Below are 15803 nucleotides of genomic sequence, written 5' to 3' on the forward strand. Positions count from 1 at the left end.
TTCGTCCGGGACGGGCGCCCGCTCCCCGGCGGGCGCCCATGCGCCGGGACGGTCGGCGCATGCACACGGCGGGCGCACCGCGGTGGGGGAGGTCGCGCAGGTCGGGGTGCGTGGTCGGCGGAGCCGCGGTCCTTGCACGGGTCACTATGCGCGGCCTCCATGGGGACGGTCACGCTTGTGTACATTTCGTTCACGGCTGGTCCGGAACGACGTGGGAGGGGCCGATGGGGCGTCCCCGCTGGGCGGTGCCCGGCAACTGGAGCGTGGCCCGGCAGTTGCTCGTGCTGCAGGCCGCGATCGTCGGGCTGCTCGTCGCCGCCGGCGCCGTCATCGCCTACGCCGACGCCGACCGTGCCGCCGACGAGAGCGCCACGCAGACCGTCTCGGCGGTCGCGGCGAGCATCGCCGACGCGCACAACGTCCGGGAGGCGCTCGCGGTCCCCGATCCGAGCCGGCTGCTGCAGCCGTACGCCGAACGCGTCCGGCGCGACACCGGCGTCGACTTCGTCACGATCATGAGCCCGGGCGGGGTCCGCTACACGCACCCCAACCCGGCCCAGATCGGCGGGCAGTTCGTCGGCAACACCGCGCCCGCCGTCGCCGGACGGGCGTTCACCGAGACCTACACCGGCACGCTCGGCCCGTCCGTCCGGTCCGTCGCCCCGGTCTTCGACGACCGGCACCGGGTGGTCGCGCTGGTCGCCGTCGGGATCACGGTCCAGGTGATCACCGGGCAGTTGCGCCGCCGGCTGCTCGGCCTCGGCGCCGTCGCCGGCGTCGTGCTCGCCGCCGGGATGGCCGGCAGCTACCTCGTCTCCGCCCGGCTGCGCCGGCAGACCCGCGGCGTCGCGCCCGGCGAGCTGCGCGAGATGTTCGAGTACTACGAGGCGATCCTGCACGCCGTCCGCGAGGGCCTGCTCATCCTGGACCGGACGGGCCGCGTCGCCCTGTGCAACGACGCCGCCCTCGAACTGCTCGACCTGCCCGAGCATCCGCGCGGCCGGGCGGTCGCCGATCTCGGCCTGCCGGACGAGCTGGTCACCACCCTCGTGTCCCGGCGGACGCGATCGGACGAGATCCACGTCGGCGACACGCGCGTCCTGGTCGTGAACACCTCGCCCGTCCGGTCCCGCGACCGGGTGATGGGCAACGTCGTCACGTTCCGCGACCACACCGAGCTGCAGAGCCTGACCGGCGAGCTGGACACCGTCCGCGGTTTCGCCGAGTCGCTGCGCTCGCAGGCCCACGAGGCCGCGAACCGCCTGCACACGGTGGTGTCGCTGGTCGAACTCGGCCGTACCGACCAGGCCGTCGAGTTCGCCACCGCCGAGCTCGCGACCGCGCAGCGCCTCACCGACCGGGTCGTGGGCTCGGTCTCCGAACCCGTCCTCGCGGCGCTGCTGCTCGGCAAGTCGGCCGAGGCCGCCGAGCGCGGCGTCGAGCTCGTCATCACCGAGGACACCGTGATCGAGGGGACGGTCGAGGCCCGCGACCTCGTGACCATCCTCGGCAACCTGATCGACAACGCGGTGGACGCCGCCATCGAGAACGCCGGGGTCCGGCCGCCGCGCGTCGTCGTCACCGCCCGCGAGGACGCCGGCGCCCTCCTGCTGGAGGTCTCCGACAGCGGGCCCGGCATCGATCCGTCCGCCGTGCCCGACATGTTCCGCCGCGGCTGGACGACCAAGTCGGCGGCGTCCGACGGGCCGGTCGGGCACGGGCTCGGCCTCGCGCTGGTCGGCCAGGCCGTACGGCGCCACGGCGGCGACGTCCGCGTGGCGCACGGCACCGGCGCCGTTTTCACCGTCCGCCTTCCCCTGGACAGCCAATGATCGAAGTGCTCATCGTCGAGGACGACCCTGTCGCCGCCGAGGCCCACCGCACCTACGTCGAACGCGTCGCCGGGTTCGCCGTCGCCGGGGTCGTCCACTCGGGGGCGGAGGCCCTCCGCTTCTGCGAGCGCACCCCGGTGGACGTCGTCCTCCTCGACTTCTACCTGCCGGACACGCACGGCCTCACCGTCTGCCGGGCGCTCCGCGCCGGGGGCCGCGACGTGGACGTCATCGCCGTCACCTCCGCCCGGGACCTCGCCGTGATCCGCTCCGCGGTCTCGGTCGGGGTCGTCCAGTACCTCCTGAAGCCGTTCACGTTCGCGTCCCTGCGCGACAAGCTCGACCGCTACGCCCGCTTCCGGGAGCAGGCGGTGGGCACCGGCGAGGTCAGCGGCCAGGCCGCCGTGGACGGCATGCTCGCCACCCTCCGCACCCCCGACCACCGCGCGCTGCCGAAGGGCATGAGCGGCGAGACGCTCCAGGCCGTCACGGACGTGCTGGCCCGCGCGTCCGACGGCCTGTCCGCCGCCGCGGCGGCGGACCTCACCGGCGTCTCCCGCGTCACCGCGCGCCGCTACCTGGAGTACCTGGCGAAAAACGGCCTGGCGCACCGTAAACCGCATTACGGGCAGGTCGGCCGTCCGGAAGTGCGCTTCTATCCCGGCTAGACGGGGTACCTATGGGACGACAGTGAAGCGACATCGGGGAGTTGTCGTGACCGAGAAGCCTGGCAAGCCCGAGGGCAAGGCGAACACCGAGCCGGAGCGCGAGGGCCAGCAGCCGCCGCCCCGCGCCGAGAACGCCACCGGCGCGCCGCAGAAGAAGAAACCGGGCGACGCCGCCCGCAAGATGCGCGCGATGTTCAAGGGCGGCTAGCCGCCGACCGCACCCGAGCGCCCGGACGCGAGTCCGGGCGTTTTCACGTTTGGCGACAGCTTTGAACCTAGTTTGTCGGCCATGTTCGAACATGGGGCTAACGTTCGTACTGAACGTGACGTCGAGGGGATCGAAGGAGGCACGCTTGTCCGACTGTGAAGGGCCGGGCGGCTCCGCCGAGGGGTCCTCCGACGCATGGAGGGAACAGACGAACCACGGCATGGGCCCCTCCCGCTGAGCGGCCCGACGGCCCGGGGGCGCACGATGGCCCCCGGGTCTGCCGTGCCAGACCCTCCCGACCACCAGTGCCCCAGCGTCCGGCGGGTGTGAGCGGGAGCACACGGGAATGTGGGTTGTGTTTTCCAACTTGGTGATCCCATACTGCGGTGTGAGTTGGAAAACACAACGGAGGTGGTTGTCGTGCGGGACGCGGTGATCGTGGAGGCGGTGCGGACTCCGCTGGGCAAGGGGAAGGCGAACGGGGCGCTACACGAGGACCATCCCGCGGATCTGCTGGCGAGGACGCTGAAGACGCTCGTGGAGCGGGCCGGAATCGACGCGGCGGACGTCGACGACGTCATCGGCGGGATCGTGACGCAGGTCGGCGACCAGGCCCTCAACCTCACCCGGACGGCCGCCCTCGCCGCCGGGTTCCCCGAGAGCGTCCCCGCGATGACGGTCGACCGGCAGTGCGGCTCGTCCCAGCAGGCCCTGCACATCGCCGCGCAAGGCGTGCAGAGCGGCGCCTACGACATCGCGATCGCCTGCGGGGTCGAGTCGATGTCGCGGGTGCCGATGGGGGCGAGCGTCCTGCCGGGGAGCAACCCGTACGGGACGATGCTGGGCGAGCGCTATCCGGACGGGCTCGTCGGGCAGGGCATCAGCGCCGAGCTGATCGCCGCCCGCTGGGGCCTGTCGCGCGAGGAACTGGACGCCTACGCCTACGAGTCGCACCGCCGCGCCGCGCAGGCGTGGAAGAACGGCGATTTCGACCGGGAGGTCGCCTGGACGGGGCAGCGGGACGAGACCGTCCGCCCCGGGACGTCGCCGGAGGTCCTCGCCGGGCTCAGGCCGGCCTACTACGACGAGCGCATGGCCGAGCGCTTCCCCGAGATCGAGTGGAAGATCACCGCGGGCAACGCGTCCCCGATCAACGACGGCGCGGCGGCCGTCCTGGTCATGGGCGCCGACGTCGCCGGGCGGCTCGGGCTCCGTCCCCGGGCGCGGTTCCACGCGTTCGCCGTGACCGGCGACGATCCGCTGCTGATGCTCACCGCGATCATCCCGGCGACCGGGAAGGTGCTGCGGCGCGCCGGCCTCGCGCTGGACGACATCGACCTGTTCGAGGTGAACGAGGCGTTCTCCCCGGTCGTCCTCGCCTGGCAGCGCGAGACCGGAGCCGACCTGGCGCGGGTCAACGTGCGCGGCGGCGCGATCGCGATCGGCCACCCCCTCGGCGCCAGCGGCGCCCGCATCATGACGACCCTGCTGCACGCCCTCGAAGACCGCGGCGGACGGTTCGGGCTCCAGACCATGTGCGAGGCCGGCGGCCTGGCCAACGCGACCATCGTCGAACGGCTCTGACCGGCGGCTAGGCTGCGCGTATGCCGAAGGACGCCGATCCGCGCGAGTGCTCGGTCGCCGACACCCTCGACCTGGTCGGGGAACGCTGGAGCCTGCTCGTGATCCGGGAGCTGTCCTACGGTGTGCGGCGGTTCGACCAGATCGTCCACAACACGGGCGCGTCCCGCGACATCCTCACGTCCCGGCTCCGCAAGCTGGAGGCGAACGGCATCATCCGGCGCGAGCGCTACAGCGACCACCCGGTGCGCTACGAGTACCACCTGACCCCGGCCGGCGTGGAGCTGTGCGACGTCCTGCTCGTGCTGATGCGATGGGGCGACCGGCACCTGCACCCGGACGACCCGCCGGTCCGCTGGCAGCACTCCTGCGGTGAGACGGTCAGCCCCGTGGTCGTCTGCGGGCACTGCGGAAAGGAGGCCCGCGTCGGCGCCCACTCACCCACGGGCCGGGGCGCCCGCACGTCCTGAGCCACCGTCAGTCGAGGCAGAACTCGTTGCCTTCCGGGTCGGCCATGATGATGTGGCCGGCGCCGAGCGGGGGAGCGGGCTCGTGGCGCTCGAGACGCGCGGCGCCGTGGGCGATGAGGCGGTCGGCCTCGGCTTCCAGGGCCGCCATCCGCTCGTCGCCCTCCAGGCCGGGGGCCGCCCGGACGTCGAGGTGGACGCGGTTCTTGACCTGCTTGCCCTCCGGCACCCGCTGGAAGAACAGCCGCGGCCCGGCTCCGTCCGGGTCGATCACCGCCGAGGCGTCGTTGCGGTTCTCGGGTGGGACGCCCATCGCGTCCAGCGCCTCGTCCCAGGAGGCGAAGCCGCCCGGCGGGTCCTGCAGCCGGTAGCCGAGGGCCTCGGCCCAGAACGCCGCCAGGGCGGCGGGGTCGGCGCAGTCGAAGGTGATCTGTACGTCGCGGGCCATGTCAGCTCGCCTCCCGGTGAGAGTGCAGGTAGAGGTCGCGGAGCAGGCACACCTCGGACAGGTGGTGGACCATCTCGCGGTTGATGTGCAGGACGAGCGTCGCCGCCGGATGCTCGGCGTACGGCCCTTCGGCTTCGCCGCACGGGCGGGCGAGGCCGGTCTCGCCGAGGGACTCGACCCCGGCCAGCCAGGCGGCGTACTCGGCGTCCAGCTGGGCCAGCGCCTCGCCGGCGGTGGCGGCGTACTCGAACGAGTCGTAGTCCGTGGGGGCGCGGCCGAAGTGCGCGGCGTTGCGCATCGCGAGCACGCCGACGATGACGTGCCCGAGCCGCCAGGCGATCGTCGTGAACGGCGGCGGGTCGGGCGGCGGGAACGCGAAGTCGATGGTCATCGCCCCGGACCCGGCCCGCACCGGGGCGGTGCCGGTGCCGCGCGGGCGCACGTTCCAGCAGTCGGGCACCGGCTCCCAGAAGTACTCGTCGTCGGCGAGCCCGGCGATGCGGTCGCGCAACTGGTGGTCCCAGTGCCAGGTGAGCTGCTCCCGCAGCCGTGCGTTCCAGTCCATGCCGTCCACCCTTCCCCCAATAGAGGACAGGTACGTTCCGCGTTCCGTGCGACGATGAACGCCATGACCGTGGAGGGGACGACCGAGCGGGTGCTGCGGTTGCTGGCACTGCTACAGCGCCGGTCGTCCTGGACCGCCGCCGAACTCGCCGCCGAGCTGGACGTCACCGACCGTTCGGTGCGCCGCGACGTGGAGCGGCTGCGCGCGCTCGGCTACCCCGTCCACGCGGCGGCGGGCGTCGGCGGCGGCTACCGGCTCGGCGCGGGCACCCGGCTGCCGCCGCTCCTCCTGGACGACGAGGAGGCGATCGCGACGGCGGTGTCCCTGCGGATGGCGTCGGGCGGCACCGTCGCAGGGGCGGGCGAGGCGGCGCTGCGGGCGCTCGCGAAGCTCGACCAGGTGATGCCGCCCCGGCTGCGCGCCGAGGTGCGGGCGGTGCACGGCGCCACCGAGACCCTCGTCGGCCCCGGCGTGGAGATCGATGCAGAGCTGCTGGTGACGCTCGCGAGGGCCTGCCGGGACGCCGTGCGGGTCCGGTTCCGGTACGCCGGACGCGGCGGCGCCGAGCACGAGCGAACGGTCGAGCCGGTGCGGATGGTCGCGACCGGCCGACGCTGGTACCTGATGGCCTGGGACACCGGCCGCGACGACTGGCGCACCTTCCGGCTGGACCGGATGCGCGAGGTGACGGCGACGACGTGGCACTTCCGGGCGCGTGAGCATCCGGACCCGGTCGCCTACGTGCAGCGGTCCGTGACGGAGGCGCCGTACCGGCACCTCGCCCGCGTGCGGGTGCACGCCCCGGCCGACCGGGTGCGGGAACTGGTGCCGCCCCAGGTGGGACGCGTCGAGGACGACCGCGACGGATGGTGCCTGCTCGTCGTCGGCGGCGACGACCTCGACTGGCTCGCCGTCCACGTGGCCCGCCTCGGCTTCGAGACGGAGATAGTGGAGCCTCCGGAGCTGCGCGAAGCCGTCGCCCGGCTCGCCCGCCGCCTCACCGCGATGGCCGGGCCCGCGTGACGGCGTGCTCTTCGTCGCCGTCCGGCCCGGCCGTCGCGGGGTCGGGAACGCTCCAGTGGACCCGCCGCGCCCGGTCGCCGAACTCGGGGCAGACTTCACGGGCCTTGTCGCACAGGGTGATCACGTGGTCACGTCTCGACAGAGTGAAAGAGCGGATCAGCATTCGATGACGTTGACGGCGAGGCCGCCGCGGGAGGTCTCCTTGTACTTGTCGAGCATGTCGCGGCCGGTGTCGCGCATCGTCCTGATGGCCTTGTCGAGGGTGACGAAGTGGCGGCCGTCGCCGCGCAGGGAGATGCGGGCGGCGCTGATGGCCTTGATGGCGCCGACGGCGTTGCGTTCGATGCACGGGACCTGGACGAGGCCGCCGACCGGGTCGCAGGTCAGGCCCAGGTTGTGCTCTATGCCGATCTCGGCGGCGTTCTCGACCTGTTCGGGCGTGCCGCCGAGGATCTCGGTGAGGCCGGCGGCGGCCATCGAGCAGGCGGAGCCGACCTCGCCCTGGCAGCCGACCTCGGCGCCGGAGATGGAGGCGTTCTGCTTGAACAGGGCGCCGATCGCGCCGGCGGTCAGCAGGAAGCGGACGATGCCGTCGTCGTCGCTCGGAAGGAAACGATCGTAGTAGTGCAGGACGGCCGGGACGATGCCGGCGGCGCCGTTGGTGGGGGCGGTGACGATGCGGCCGCCGGCGGCGTTCTCCTCGTTGACGGCCAGCGCGAAAAGGGTGACCCAGTCCATCGCGTGGAGGGGGTCGGAGGTCTTCTCCGCGCAGAGCTGGCGGTGCAGCTGGGGGGCGCGGCGGCGCACCTTCAGACCGCCGGGCAGCAGGCCCTCGCGGGTGCAGCCCCGGCTCACGCAGGCGCGCATCACCTGCCACAGGTCCAGGAGGCTTTCGCGGATCTCCTCGGCGGTGCGGCCGAACGCCTTCTCGTTCTCCAGCATCAGGGCGGAGACGGAAAGGCCCGTTTCGCGGCAGCGGTCGAGCAGGTCGGCGGCCGTGTCGAACGGGTGGGGGAGGACGGTGTCGTCCGGCTTGATGCGGTCGGCGCCGGTGGCGTTCTCGTCCAGGATGAAGCCGCCGCCGACCGAGTAGTAGACCTTCGAGCGCAGTTCCGCGCCGGAGCCGTCATGGGCCGTGAAGCGCATGCCGTTGGGGTGGCCCGGGAGCGACTTCTTGCGCTCGAAATGAAGGTGCTCGTTGACCACGAAGGGAATGTCGTGGTCGCCGAAGAGCCGCAGGGCCCCGCGTTCGCGGATCGCCGCCAGGCGCTCGTCGACCAGGTCCACGTCGACCAGTTCGGGCTTGTCGCCCTCCAGGCCGAGGATGACGGCCTTGTCGCTGCCGTGGCCCTTGCCGGTGAGGCCGAGCGAGCCGTAGAGGGTGACCTGGACCGAGGCCGTCTTCTCCAGGAGGCCGTCGCGTTCCAGGCCGCGGGCGAAACGGTGGGCCGCGGCCATCGGGCCGCCGGTGTGGGAGGACGACGGGCCGATGCCGACCTTGAACAGGTCGAAAACGCTGATGGCCATGGCTACTCCGTTGTAGCTGCGCCCCCTCCCGTACGGGGAGGGGGCGCGGCGGGATCACAGGTCGGGATAGAGCGGGTGCTCGTCGGCGAGCGCCTGCACCCGGGCCGCCAACCCCAGGTCCGCGGAGGACGGCTGGAGCGCCAGCGCGATGATATCGGCGACCTCGGCGAAGTCGGCGGCGGTGAAACCGCGGGTGGCGAGGGCAGGGGTGCCGATCCGCAGACCGGACGTGACCATCGGCGGGCGCGGGTCGTTCGGCACCGCGTTGCGGTTCACCGTGATGCCGATGTCGTGCAGGCGGTCCTCGGCGTCGCGTCCGGTGAGCTCGGAGTCGACGAGGTCGACCAGGACGAGGTGCACGTCCGTCCCGCCGGTGAGGACCTTCACGCCGGCCTTGGCCGTGTCGTCGGCGAGGAGGCGCTCGGCGAGCAGCTTGGCGCCCTCGACGGTGGCGGCCTGGCGGGCGCGGAACTCCTCCGACGCGGCGATCTTGAGGGCGACGGCCTTGGCGGCGATCACGTGCTCCAGCGGGCCGCCCTGCATGCCGGGGAACACCGCGGAGTTGATCTTCTTGCCGAACTCCTCGCGGGCGAGGATCAGGCCGCCGCGCGGGCCGCCGAGCGTCTTGTGCGTGGTCGTCGTGACGATGTCGGCGTGCGGGACGGGCGAGGGGTGCAGGCCCGCCGCCACCAGCCCCGCGAAGTGCGCCATGTCGACCATGAGCAGCGCCCCGACCGAGTCGGCGATCTCGCGGAACGCCGGGAAGTCGAGCTGGCGCGGGTACGCCGACCAGCCCGCCACGATCATCTTGGGCCGGTGCTCGGCCGCCAGGGACGCGACCTCGTCCATGTCGACCAGGCCGTCCTCGGCGCGGACGTGGTACGGCACCACGTTCAGCGTCTTGCCCGAGTAGTTCAGCCGCATCCCGTGGGTCAGGTGGCCGCCGTGCGCGAGATCGAGCCCGAGGATCGTGTCGCCGTGCTGGAGCAGCGCGAAGTAGACCGCCGTGTTGGCCTGCGCGCCGCTGTGCGGCTGGACGTTCGCGTGCTCGGCGCCGAACAGCGACTTGGCCCGGTCGATGGCGAGCTGCTCGGTGACGTCGACGTACTCGCAGCCGCCGTAGTAGCGCTTGCCCGGATACCCCTCGGCGTACTTGTTGGTCAGGACGGAGCCCTGCGCCTCCAGGACGGAGACCGGCGCGAAGTTCTCCGACGCGATCATCTCGAGCGTGGACTGCTGGCGGCGGAGCTCGGCGGCGACGGCGTCCGCGACCTCCGGATCGGCCGTCGCGAGGGAGTCGTAGAGGCTCATGATTCCTCGATCAGCTTGTCGTAGGCGGTGGAGTCGAGCAGGTCGCCCGGCTCCTCGGAGATCCGCACCTTGAAGATCCAGCCCTCGCCGTACGGGTCGTCGTTGATGACCTTCGGCTCGTCCACCACGGCGGCGTTGATCGCGGTGACCTCGCCGCTGACCGGGGAGTAGAGGTCGCTGACCGACTTGGTGGACTCGACCTCGCCGCAGGGCTCGCCCGCCTCGACGGTGTCGCCCTCGGACGGCTGCAGCTCGAGGTAGACGATCTCTCCGAGGGCGTCGGCGGCGTGCGCGGTGATGCCGACGGTGACGATGCCGTCCTCGCCACCGAGGCCGGACACCCACTCGTGCTCTTCGCTGTAGCGGAGCTGCTCCGGAACGCTCACGATCACTTCTCTCTTCTCATGGTGGGGGCCGGGCGCCCCCACGCCCCCGGACGACTTTCTTTCAGGAACGCTTGTAGAACGGCAGGTCGACCACGTCCACCGGCTCGGGCCGGCCGCGGACGTCCACGGCCAGGCCCGTCTCCTCGACACCGCTGTCGAGGTAGGCGAGGGCGATCGGCCTGCCCAGTGTGGGCGACGGGGCGCCGCTCGTCACGACCCCGCACGGCGTGCCGCCGGACGTGACGACCTGGTACCCCTTCCGCGGCGCGCGACGCCCGCGGGCGACCAGTCCCACGAGCCTACGGCCCGGCGGGGTCTGCGCCTGCGCCGCCAGGGCGGTCTTGCCCACGAAGTCGACCGCCTTGTCCAGCTTCACGACCCGGCCGAGACCTGCGTCGAACGGCGTCGTCTCGGCGGTCAGCTCGTTGCCGTACAGCGGCATGCCCGCTTCGAGGCGCAGCGAGTCGCGTGCCGCGAGCCCCGCCGGGACGACCCCGTCGACCCCGGCGAGCGCCTGCCACAGCGGTACGGCGTCGGACGCGTCCACGAACAGCTCGAAGCCGTCCTCGCCCGTGTACCCGGTGCGGGCGATCAGCGCGTCGACGCCCGCGACCCGTCCGGCGAGGATCGCGTAGTACTTGAGGTCGGCCAGCGGCGCGTCGGTGAACCCTTCGAGGATCTTCTGCGAACGCGGGCCCTGCAGGGCGATCAGCGCGTACGAATCGGACCGGTCGTCGACGACGGCCTCGAAGCCCGCGGCCCGCTCGACCAGCGCGTCCCGGACGACGGCGGCGTTCGCGGCGTTGGCGACGACCATCCACGTCGGCGTCCCGCCGCCGTCGGCGCTCCCCGCCGCCTCCCGGTCGGCGAGCCGGTAGACGATCAGGTCGTCGAGGACGCCGCCGTCGTGGCCGCAGATCATCGTGTAGCGGGCCTTGCCGACCGGCATCGACGACAGGTTCCCGACCAGCGCGTAGTCGAGCGCGGCGCCCGCGCCCGGCCCGGAGAGGAAGATCTCTCCCATGTGCGACAGGTCGAACAGCCCGGCGCCGGTGCGGACGGCCTGGTGCTCGGCGGTCTCGCTCCTGTAGCGCAGCGGCATCAGGTAACCGGCGAAGTCGACGATGCTCGCGCCGAGGTCCCGGTGGACGTCGTGCAGCGGTGTGGTCTTCGGTTCGGCGGGCATGGGCTCGGCTCCTTCGTCACGGGCGCGCGTGGTCCATCGTCCCACTCGCGCACCGGGCGTCTCGGTGCCTCCCCCTCTGTCATCGGCGCCTGAGAGCTTCACCCGCCTGCCTGCGGGCTTTCACCTTCGGCGGGGGAACGCTGTCCCCGCTTTCCAGAGGTCGCCTGGTCCGTGCGGTCCGTGGGCCTGAGAGGTTCCGGGGAGGAGTTGCTCCTTCGGCGTCCCACGCCGGCTGCGTGGGACTCTCCCGCACGGGATCAACGGCTGGAAAGCCAATCTAGCAGCGCGCTTGCCGCCCGACCAGCCGCCGCCGGTCCGCCGTCAGTTCGCCGGGGGCGGCGACGCCGACATCGACTTCACGCAGATCCGCAGCGCCGCCTTGATCTTTTCGAGATCCTTCCGGGCGGGCGAGACCGTCGGGTTCGGGCTCGGCAGCTCCACGCCCTGCTTGTGCATGCAGTCGCTGAACCTGTCGGTCGCCTTCGACACCTGGGGCGGTACCGGCGTGGGGGAGGGCGCCCTGCCGGACGGCGCCGGAGCCGGGGCCGAAACCCCCGGCGAGGGCGGTGGCGTCCCGGCGCCCTCGTCCCCGGCGCCGCCGTCGGACCCGCCGCATCCGCCGAGCACCAGCACCGACGCCAGCACCGCTACAACACCGCGCTTCACCGTGGATACCTCCGTGAGAGAACGGCTCATGATCGCATGCGGTGCGCCCCGTGGATAGCGAAGGACGTGCCAATGCCGCACCCCGGACTTAGCACCGCACCTCAAAAGCGCGACATCCCGGGAGCGCGGTGCGGCTTCCCGGTTGACTTCAACCGAAAGGGGGTCGATCACGTACTCTTGGGTGGTCGCTGGAGGTCACCCGCGGTGAGCGCGGGCCTACGAGCTGAAAGGCATGCCGGATGGTCTACCTGGCGGGAATGCTGATCCTCTTCTTCGGCCTGCTGGTGTCCATCGCGCTGCACGAGCTCGGGCACTTCTCGTTCGCCAAGCTCTTCAGGGTGCGGACGACCCAGTTCATGGTCGGTTTCGGGCCGACGATGTGGTCCAGGCGCAAGGGCGAGACCGAGTACGGCGTCAAGTGGATCCCGCTCGGCGGGTACATCCGCATGATCGGGATGCTGCCGCCGCGCAAGGGGGACGCGCCGGGGCAGATCCGGCAGGCCAGCACCGGGCCGTGGCAGGGGCTCATCGAGTCGGCCCGCGGGGCCGCGCTGGAGGAGATCAGGCCCGGCGACGAGGACCGCGTGTTCTACGCCAAGAAGTGGTGGCAGAAGCTGCTCATCATGTTCGGCGGGCCCGCGATGAACCTGCTGCTCTCGGTGATGTTCTTCGCGATCCTGCTGATGGGCATCGGCACCAAGCAGGCCCAGCCGGTGATCGGCGAGGTCCTCAAGTGCATGGTGCCCGCGAGCCAGTCGCAGGTGAAGGAGTGCCCGGCGAACGCGACGCCGACGCCGGCCGCGCAGGCCGGGCTGAAGCCGGGCGACCGGATCGTGGCGTTCGACGGCAAGAAGATCGACGACTATGACGAGCTGCGGGGGCTGATCCGCGACGGCGGCGGGAAGACCGTCCCGATGACCGTCCGGCGGGACGGGCGGGACGTGCGGCTGGACGTCCCGATCTCCCGCAACCAGATGTACGACCTGAAGGAACAGGACAAGATCGTCAACGTCGGGTTCCTCGGCATCACGCCGACCCAGGCGATGGAGCGGCAGGGGCCGGGCGCGGTCGCGAGCACGATGGGCGACCTGACCGCGCGCACCACCGAGTCGCTGCTGCGGATGCCGCAGAAGATGGTCGGGGTCTGGAACGCGGCGTTCGGCGACGATGAGCGCGACCCGAACGGCCCGGTCGGCGTCGTCGGCGTCAGCCGGATCGGCGGCGAGGTCGCCGCCTCCGCCGACTACACCAGCGCCGAGAAGGTGTCGTTCTTCGTGATGCTGCTCGGCTCGCTGAACCTCGCGGTCGGGCTGTTCAACCTCGTCCCGCTGCTGCCGCTGGACGGCGGCCACATCGCCGGCGCGCTGCTGGAGGCGGTCAAGAAGGCGTTCGCGAAGATCTTCCGCCGTCCGGATCCCGGCTACGTGGACGTCGCCAAGGCGCTGCCGGTGACGTACGTGATGGCGGTCGTGCTGATCGTCATGGGCGGTCTGCTGATCTACGCCGACCTCGTGAACCCCGTCAAGGTCACGGGTTAGCGGGCATCTCGCCGGTCTTCAGGAAGCCGTCCAGCGCGGCCAGGCAGGGCGCGATGTCGAGGCCCTGCTCGGCGAGCCACGCGTCCGACCGGTAGGTGCCCGCGTAGCGTTCGCCGCTGTCGCAGATCAGCGTGACGACGCTGCCGCGCTCGCCGCGCGCCCGCATGTCCGCGATCAGTTCCGCCGCGCCCCACATGTTGGTGCCGGTCGAGCCGCCGACGTCGCGGCCGCTGACCGCGCTCGTCCAGCGCATCGCCGCGATGGACGCCGCGTCCGGCACGTGGATCATCCGGTCGATGACGGTCGGCAGGAACGACGGCTCCACGCGGGGACGGCCGATGCCCTCGATCCGGGAGCCCGCCGCCGTCCGCTCGGGGTCGCCGTCGGCGAACGAGCCGTGGAACGCCGAGCCCTCCGGGTCGACGACCGCGAGCCGCGTCTGGAACCGCTGGTAGCGCGCGTACCGGCCGATCGTCGCGGACGTCCCGCCGGTGCCCGCGCCGACCACGATCCAGGACGGCTCCGGGAACCGCTCCAGCCGCATCTGCTCGAAGATCGACTCGGCGATGTTGTTGTTGCCGCGCCAGTCCGTGGCGCGTTCGGCGTAGGTGAACTGGTCCATGAAGTGCCCGCCGCACTCGGCGGCGAGCCGCCGCGACTCGTCGTAGATCGCGGACGGGTCGTCCACCAGATGGCAGCGGCCGCCGTAGAACTCGATCAGCTGGATCTTCTCCGGGCTGGTCGAGGCGGGCATCACCGCGACGAACGCGAGGCCGAGCAGCCGCGCGAAGTACGCCTCCGACACCGCCGTCGACCCGCTGGACGCCTCGATGATCGTCGTGTCCTGCCGGATCCAGCCGTTCGCCAGCCCGTACAGGAACAGCGACCGGGCGAGCCGGTGTTTCAGCGAACCCGTCGGGTGGACGGACTCGTCCTTCAGGTACAGGTCGATGCCCCATTCCGGCGGCAGTGGGAAGACGTGCAGGTGCGTGTCGGCGCTGCGGTTGGCGTCGGCGTCGACCAACCGGATCGCCTCGGCGATCCAGGCCCGGTACCCGGGGTCGCAGCGGTCCACGGTGCGGCTCACGGCGGTGCTCTCCTCGATCGTCGCTGACCGGCCGGGTCCCACGATATCCGCGCATGTCACAGTGCATCATGGAGGCAGCGGGGGGCAGATGATCGAAATGTTCGACGAGCGGATCGTGGCGACCGGGCGGCTTCCGCTGTTCGGCTTCTTCGTGGCGTTCCTGGTCACTTTCGTGCTGACGCGGGTGAACGTCCGGCTGATCCGGGCGGACGCGCGCTGGTGGTTCCGCAACGTGACCGCAGGTGACGTGCACATCCACCATGTCGTGTTCGGCGTGGTGCTGATGCTGGCGGGTGGGATCGGGAGCCTCGCCGTCCCGGACGCCTACACCGGCCTCACCGTGGCGGCGGCCGTCGTGTTCGGCATGGGCTCCGCCCTCGTCCTGGACGAGTTCGCGCTGATCCTGCACCTCAGCGACGTGTACTGGACGGAGAAGGGCCGCGCGTCCGTCGACGCCGTGTTCGTCGCGATCGCGGTGACGGGGCTGCTGCTGCTCGGCATCCGCCCGCTCGGCTACGAGGGCATCGCGCCCGACCCCGGCACCGGCATCCTGACCCGCGTCTACGTGGTGTCCCTGGTCGTCAACCTCGTCTTCGCGGTGGTGACGCTGCTCAAGGGCAAGATCTGGACGGGGCTCATCGGCCTGTTCGTGCCCGCGCTGCTGATCGTCGGCGCGATCCGGGTGGCGCGGCCCGGCTCGCCGTGGTCGCGCTGGCGCTACGGCCCGGACTCGCGCCGCTACCAGCGGGCCGTCCGGCGCGAGCGGCAGTTCCGCAGGCCGCTGATCCGCGGCAAGATCTGGGTTCAGGAGTTCATCGCGGGACGGCACGACCTCATCCCGCCCGAGCTGCTGCAACGCCGCGCCGGCGCCGCCGAGCGCGCCCGCCGACGCGGTCTGGTGCGCGCTGAGCGCCGGGCGACCGCCCATGCGGCGCGCAAGGCCGCGGCCCGCGCGGAGCGCAGGGCCGAACGCCGCGCGGCGCGCCGTGCAGCGCGCCGGGCGGCCGCCCGCGCCGGAGCCGCACGGGCGGAGGACGGGGCCGCCCGCGCGGACGAACGCGGGAGCCGTCGCGGCGTCGCCGCCCGCATCCCGCCCCGGGTCCCCAGCCGGGCGGCGTCCCGGATGCGGGCCCGCGCCGCCGCGAGACGGGCCCGCCCCCGCGAGGAGTTCCTGCCGGGCTTCCGCCCCGGCGGGCGGCTCCCGCCCGCGGACCCGGCCCCGCTCGGCGAGACGGCGACCCCCAAGCCCGACGACCCGCCCTGACGGTCGGTCCGTGACCGGTCGGTCCGTGCCGGTCGGTCCGTGCCGG

The 15803-nt window shown here is 72.2% G+C and carries 17 protein-coding genes and 2 riboswitches; of the genes, 8 read left to right on the plus strand and 9 right to left on the minus strand.

Features of this window, described 5'->3' with window-relative positions:
- Positions 1-224 precede the first annotated feature (224 nt).
- The 5 genes from SM418_RS30715 (at position 225) to SM418_RS30735 (ending at position 4759) form a co-directional block, all read left to right on the plus strand.
- A complete protein-coding gene (locus SM418_RS30715; RefSeq protein WP_371944755.1) occupies positions 225-1832 on the plus strand; it encodes a sensor histidine kinase in 1608 nt (535 codons plus the stop codon).
- Positions 1829-2500 carry a response regulator gene (locus SM418_RS30720; RefSeq protein WP_371944757.1) on the plus strand — a complete coding sequence of 224 codons (672 nt, stop codon included), beginning with the start codon at positions 1829-1831 and terminating at the stop codon, positions 2498-2500. The genes SM418_RS30715 and SM418_RS30720 overlap by 4 nt, the downstream gene beginning before the upstream one ends.
- A 46-nt stretch (positions 2501-2546) precedes the next feature.
- Entirely contained in the window at positions 2547-2708 is a 162-nt protein-coding gene (locus tag SM418_RS30725) for a CsbD family protein (protein WP_371944759.1), read from the plus strand.
- Positions 2709-3128: 420 nt separating this feature from the next.
- Positions 3129-4292, plus strand: a complete 1164-nt coding sequence (locus SM418_RS30730; protein ID WP_371944761.1) for a thiolase family protein — start codon at positions 3129-3131, stop codon at positions 4290-4292.
- A 20-nt stretch (positions 4293-4312) separates the two neighbouring features.
- A complete protein-coding gene (locus SM418_RS30735) occupies positions 4313-4759 on the plus strand; it encodes a winged helix-turn-helix transcriptional regulator (protein ID WP_371944762.1) in 447 nt (148 codons plus the stop codon).
- A 7-nt stretch (positions 4760-4766) separates the two neighbouring features.
- Here the strand turns inward: SM418_RS30735 and SM418_RS30740 are convergent, their stop codons facing one another.
- Together SM418_RS30740 and SM418_RS30745 are read right to left on the minus strand one after the other, a co-directional pair.
- A complete protein-coding gene (locus SM418_RS30740; protein WP_371944764.1) occupies positions 4767-5204 on the minus strand; it encodes a VOC family protein in 438 nt (145 codons plus the stop codon).
- A 1-nt stretch (position 5205) separates the two neighbouring features.
- Positions 5206-5769, minus strand: coding sequence for a DinB family protein (locus SM418_RS30745; protein WP_371944765.1), 564 nt, complete (start codon positions 5767-5769; stop codon positions 5206-5208).
- A gap of 63 nt (positions 5770-5832) precedes the next feature.
- Between SM418_RS30745 and SM418_RS30750 the strand changes: the two genes are divergently transcribed.
- Entirely contained in the window at positions 5833-6792 is a 960-nt protein-coding gene (locus SM418_RS30750) for a helix-turn-helix transcriptional regulator (protein ID WP_371944767.1), read from the plus strand.
- On the opposite strand, the gene SM418_RS30755 is transcribed toward SM418_RS30750, so the two are convergent.
- The 6 genes from SM418_RS30755 to SM418_RS30780 all read right to left on the minus strand — a co-directional run bounded on the left by SM418_RS30755 (position 6767) and on the right by SM418_RS30780 (position 11898).
- Positions 6767-6955 (minus strand): low molecular weight phosphatase family protein, encoded by a 189-nt coding sequence (locus tag SM418_RS30755; protein WP_371944768.1) that lies wholly within the window; start codon positions 6953-6955, stop codon positions 6767-6769. The genes SM418_RS30750 and SM418_RS30755 overlap by 26 nt on opposite strands.
- On the minus strand, positions 6949-8319 hold the full coding sequence (locus SM418_RS30760) for an L-serine ammonia-lyase (RefSeq protein ID WP_371944769.1): 1371 nt from the start codon (positions 8317-8319) through the stop codon (positions 6949-6951). The genes SM418_RS30755 and SM418_RS30760 overlap by 7 nt, the downstream gene beginning before the upstream one ends.
- A gap of 54 nt (positions 8320-8373) precedes the next feature.
- On the minus strand, positions 8374-9630 hold the full coding sequence (gene glyA / locus SM418_RS30765) for a serine hydroxymethyltransferase (RefSeq protein ID WP_371944770.1): 1257 nt from the start codon (positions 9628-9630) through the stop codon (positions 8374-8376).
- Positions 9627-10016 (minus strand): glycine cleavage system protein GcvH, encoded by a 390-nt coding sequence (gcvH, locus tag SM418_RS30770; protein ID WP_371944772.1) that lies wholly within the window; start codon positions 10014-10016, stop codon positions 9627-9629. Before gcvH ends, glyA begins: the two co-directional genes overlap by 4 nt.
- 61 nt (positions 10017-10077) lie before the next feature.
- A complete protein-coding gene (gene gcvT / locus SM418_RS30775) occupies positions 10078-11202 on the minus strand; it encodes a glycine cleavage system aminomethyltransferase GcvT (protein WP_371944774.1) in 1125 nt (374 codons plus the stop codon).
- Between the two features lie 73 nt (positions 11203-11275).
- Positions 11276-11362, minus strand: a riboswitch (glycine riboswitch).
- Between the two features lie 4 nt (positions 11363-11366).
- A riboswitch (glycine riboswitch) is annotated at positions 11367-11462 on the minus strand.
- 61 nt (positions 11463-11523) lie between these two features.
- Complete coding sequence (locus tag SM418_RS30780; protein WP_371944776.1) at positions 11524-11898, minus strand: hypothetical protein; 375 nt, start codon at positions 11896-11898, stop codon at positions 11524-11526.
- A 209-nt stretch (positions 11899-12107) separates the two neighbouring features.
- Between SM418_RS30780 and SM418_RS30785 the strand changes: the two genes are divergently transcribed.
- Complete coding sequence (locus SM418_RS30785) at positions 12108-13406, plus strand: M50 family metallopeptidase (RefSeq protein ID WP_371944778.1); 1299 nt, start codon at positions 12108-12110, stop codon at positions 13404-13406.
- Here the strand turns inward: SM418_RS30785 and cds1 are convergent.
- The gene (gene cds1 / locus SM418_RS30790) at positions 13396-14493 is read right to left on the minus strand and encodes an L-cysteine desulfhydrase Cds1 (protein ID WP_371944780.1); all 1098 of its coding nucleotides are present in this window, start codon (positions 14491-14493) and stop codon (positions 13396-13398) included. The genes SM418_RS30785 and cds1 overlap by 11 nt on opposite strands.
- Before the next feature lie 88 nt (positions 14494-14581).
- Between cds1 and SM418_RS30795 the strand changes: the two genes are divergently transcribed.
- A complete protein-coding gene (locus tag SM418_RS30795; protein WP_371944782.1) occupies positions 14582-15757 on the plus strand; it encodes a hypothetical protein in 1176 nt (391 codons plus the stop codon).
- Positions 15758-15803: the final 46 nt, after the last annotated feature.

Origin of the sequence: Actinomadura chokoriensis (genome assembly GCF_041463665.1) — a bacterium.
Classification (GTDB): domain Bacteria; phylum Actinomycetota; class Actinomycetes; order Streptosporangiales; family Streptosporangiaceae; genus Spirillospora; species Spirillospora chokoriensis_A.

What these genes read in the sequence shown, in the direction of transcription:
- SM418_RS30715 (WP_371944755.1), top strand. Translation starts at nt 225, where the DNA reads ATGGGGCGTCCCCGCTGGGCGGTGCCCGGCAACTGGAGCGTGGCCCGG.
- SM418_RS30795 (WP_371944782.1), top strand. Translation starts at nt 14,582, where the DNA reads ATGATCGAAATGTTCGACGAGCGGATCGTGGCGACCGGGCGGCTTCCG.
- gcvT (WP_371944774.1), bottom strand. Translation starts at nt 11,202, where the DNA reads ATGCCCGCCGAACCGAAGACCACACCGCTGCACGACGTCCACCGGGAC.
- SM418_RS30780 (WP_371944776.1), bottom strand. Translation starts at nt 11,898, where the DNA reads ATGAGCCGTTCTCTCACGGAGGTATCCACGGTGAAGCGCGGTGTTGTA.
- SM418_RS30720 (WP_371944757.1), top strand. Translation starts at nt 1,829, where the DNA reads ATGATCGAAGTGCTCATCGTCGAGGACGACCCTGTCGCCGCCGAGGCC.
- SM418_RS30760 (WP_371944769.1), bottom strand. Translation starts at nt 8,319, where the DNA reads ATGGCCATCAGCGTTTTCGACCTGTTCAAGGTCGGCATCGGCCCGTCG.
- SM418_RS30735 (WP_371944762.1), top strand. Translation starts at nt 4,313, where the DNA reads ATGCCGAAGGACGCCGATCCGCGCGAGTGCTCGGTCGCCGACACCCTC.
- SM418_RS30740 (WP_371944764.1), bottom strand. Translation starts at nt 5,204, where the DNA reads ATGGCCCGCGACGTACAGATCACCTTCGACTGCGCCGACCCCGCCGCC.
- SM418_RS30755 (WP_371944768.1), bottom strand. Translation starts at nt 6,955, where the DNA reads ATGCTGATCCGCTCTTTCACTCTGTCGAGACGTGACCACGTGATCACC.
- glyA (WP_371944770.1), bottom strand. Translation starts at nt 9,630, where the DNA reads ATGAGCCTCTACGACTCCCTCGCGACGGCCGATCCGGAGGTCGCGGAC.
- SM418_RS30750 (WP_371944767.1), top strand. Translation starts at nt 5,833, where the DNA reads ATGACCGTGGAGGGGACGACCGAGCGGGTGCTGCGGTTGCTGGCACTG.
- SM418_RS30745 (WP_371944765.1), bottom strand. Translation starts at nt 5,769, where the DNA reads ATGGACTGGAACGCACGGCTGCGGGAGCAGCTCACCTGGCACTGGGAC.
- SM418_RS30785 (WP_371944778.1), top strand. Translation starts at nt 12,108, where the DNA reads ATGGTCTACCTGGCGGGAATGCTGATCCTCTTCTTCGGCCTGCTGGTG.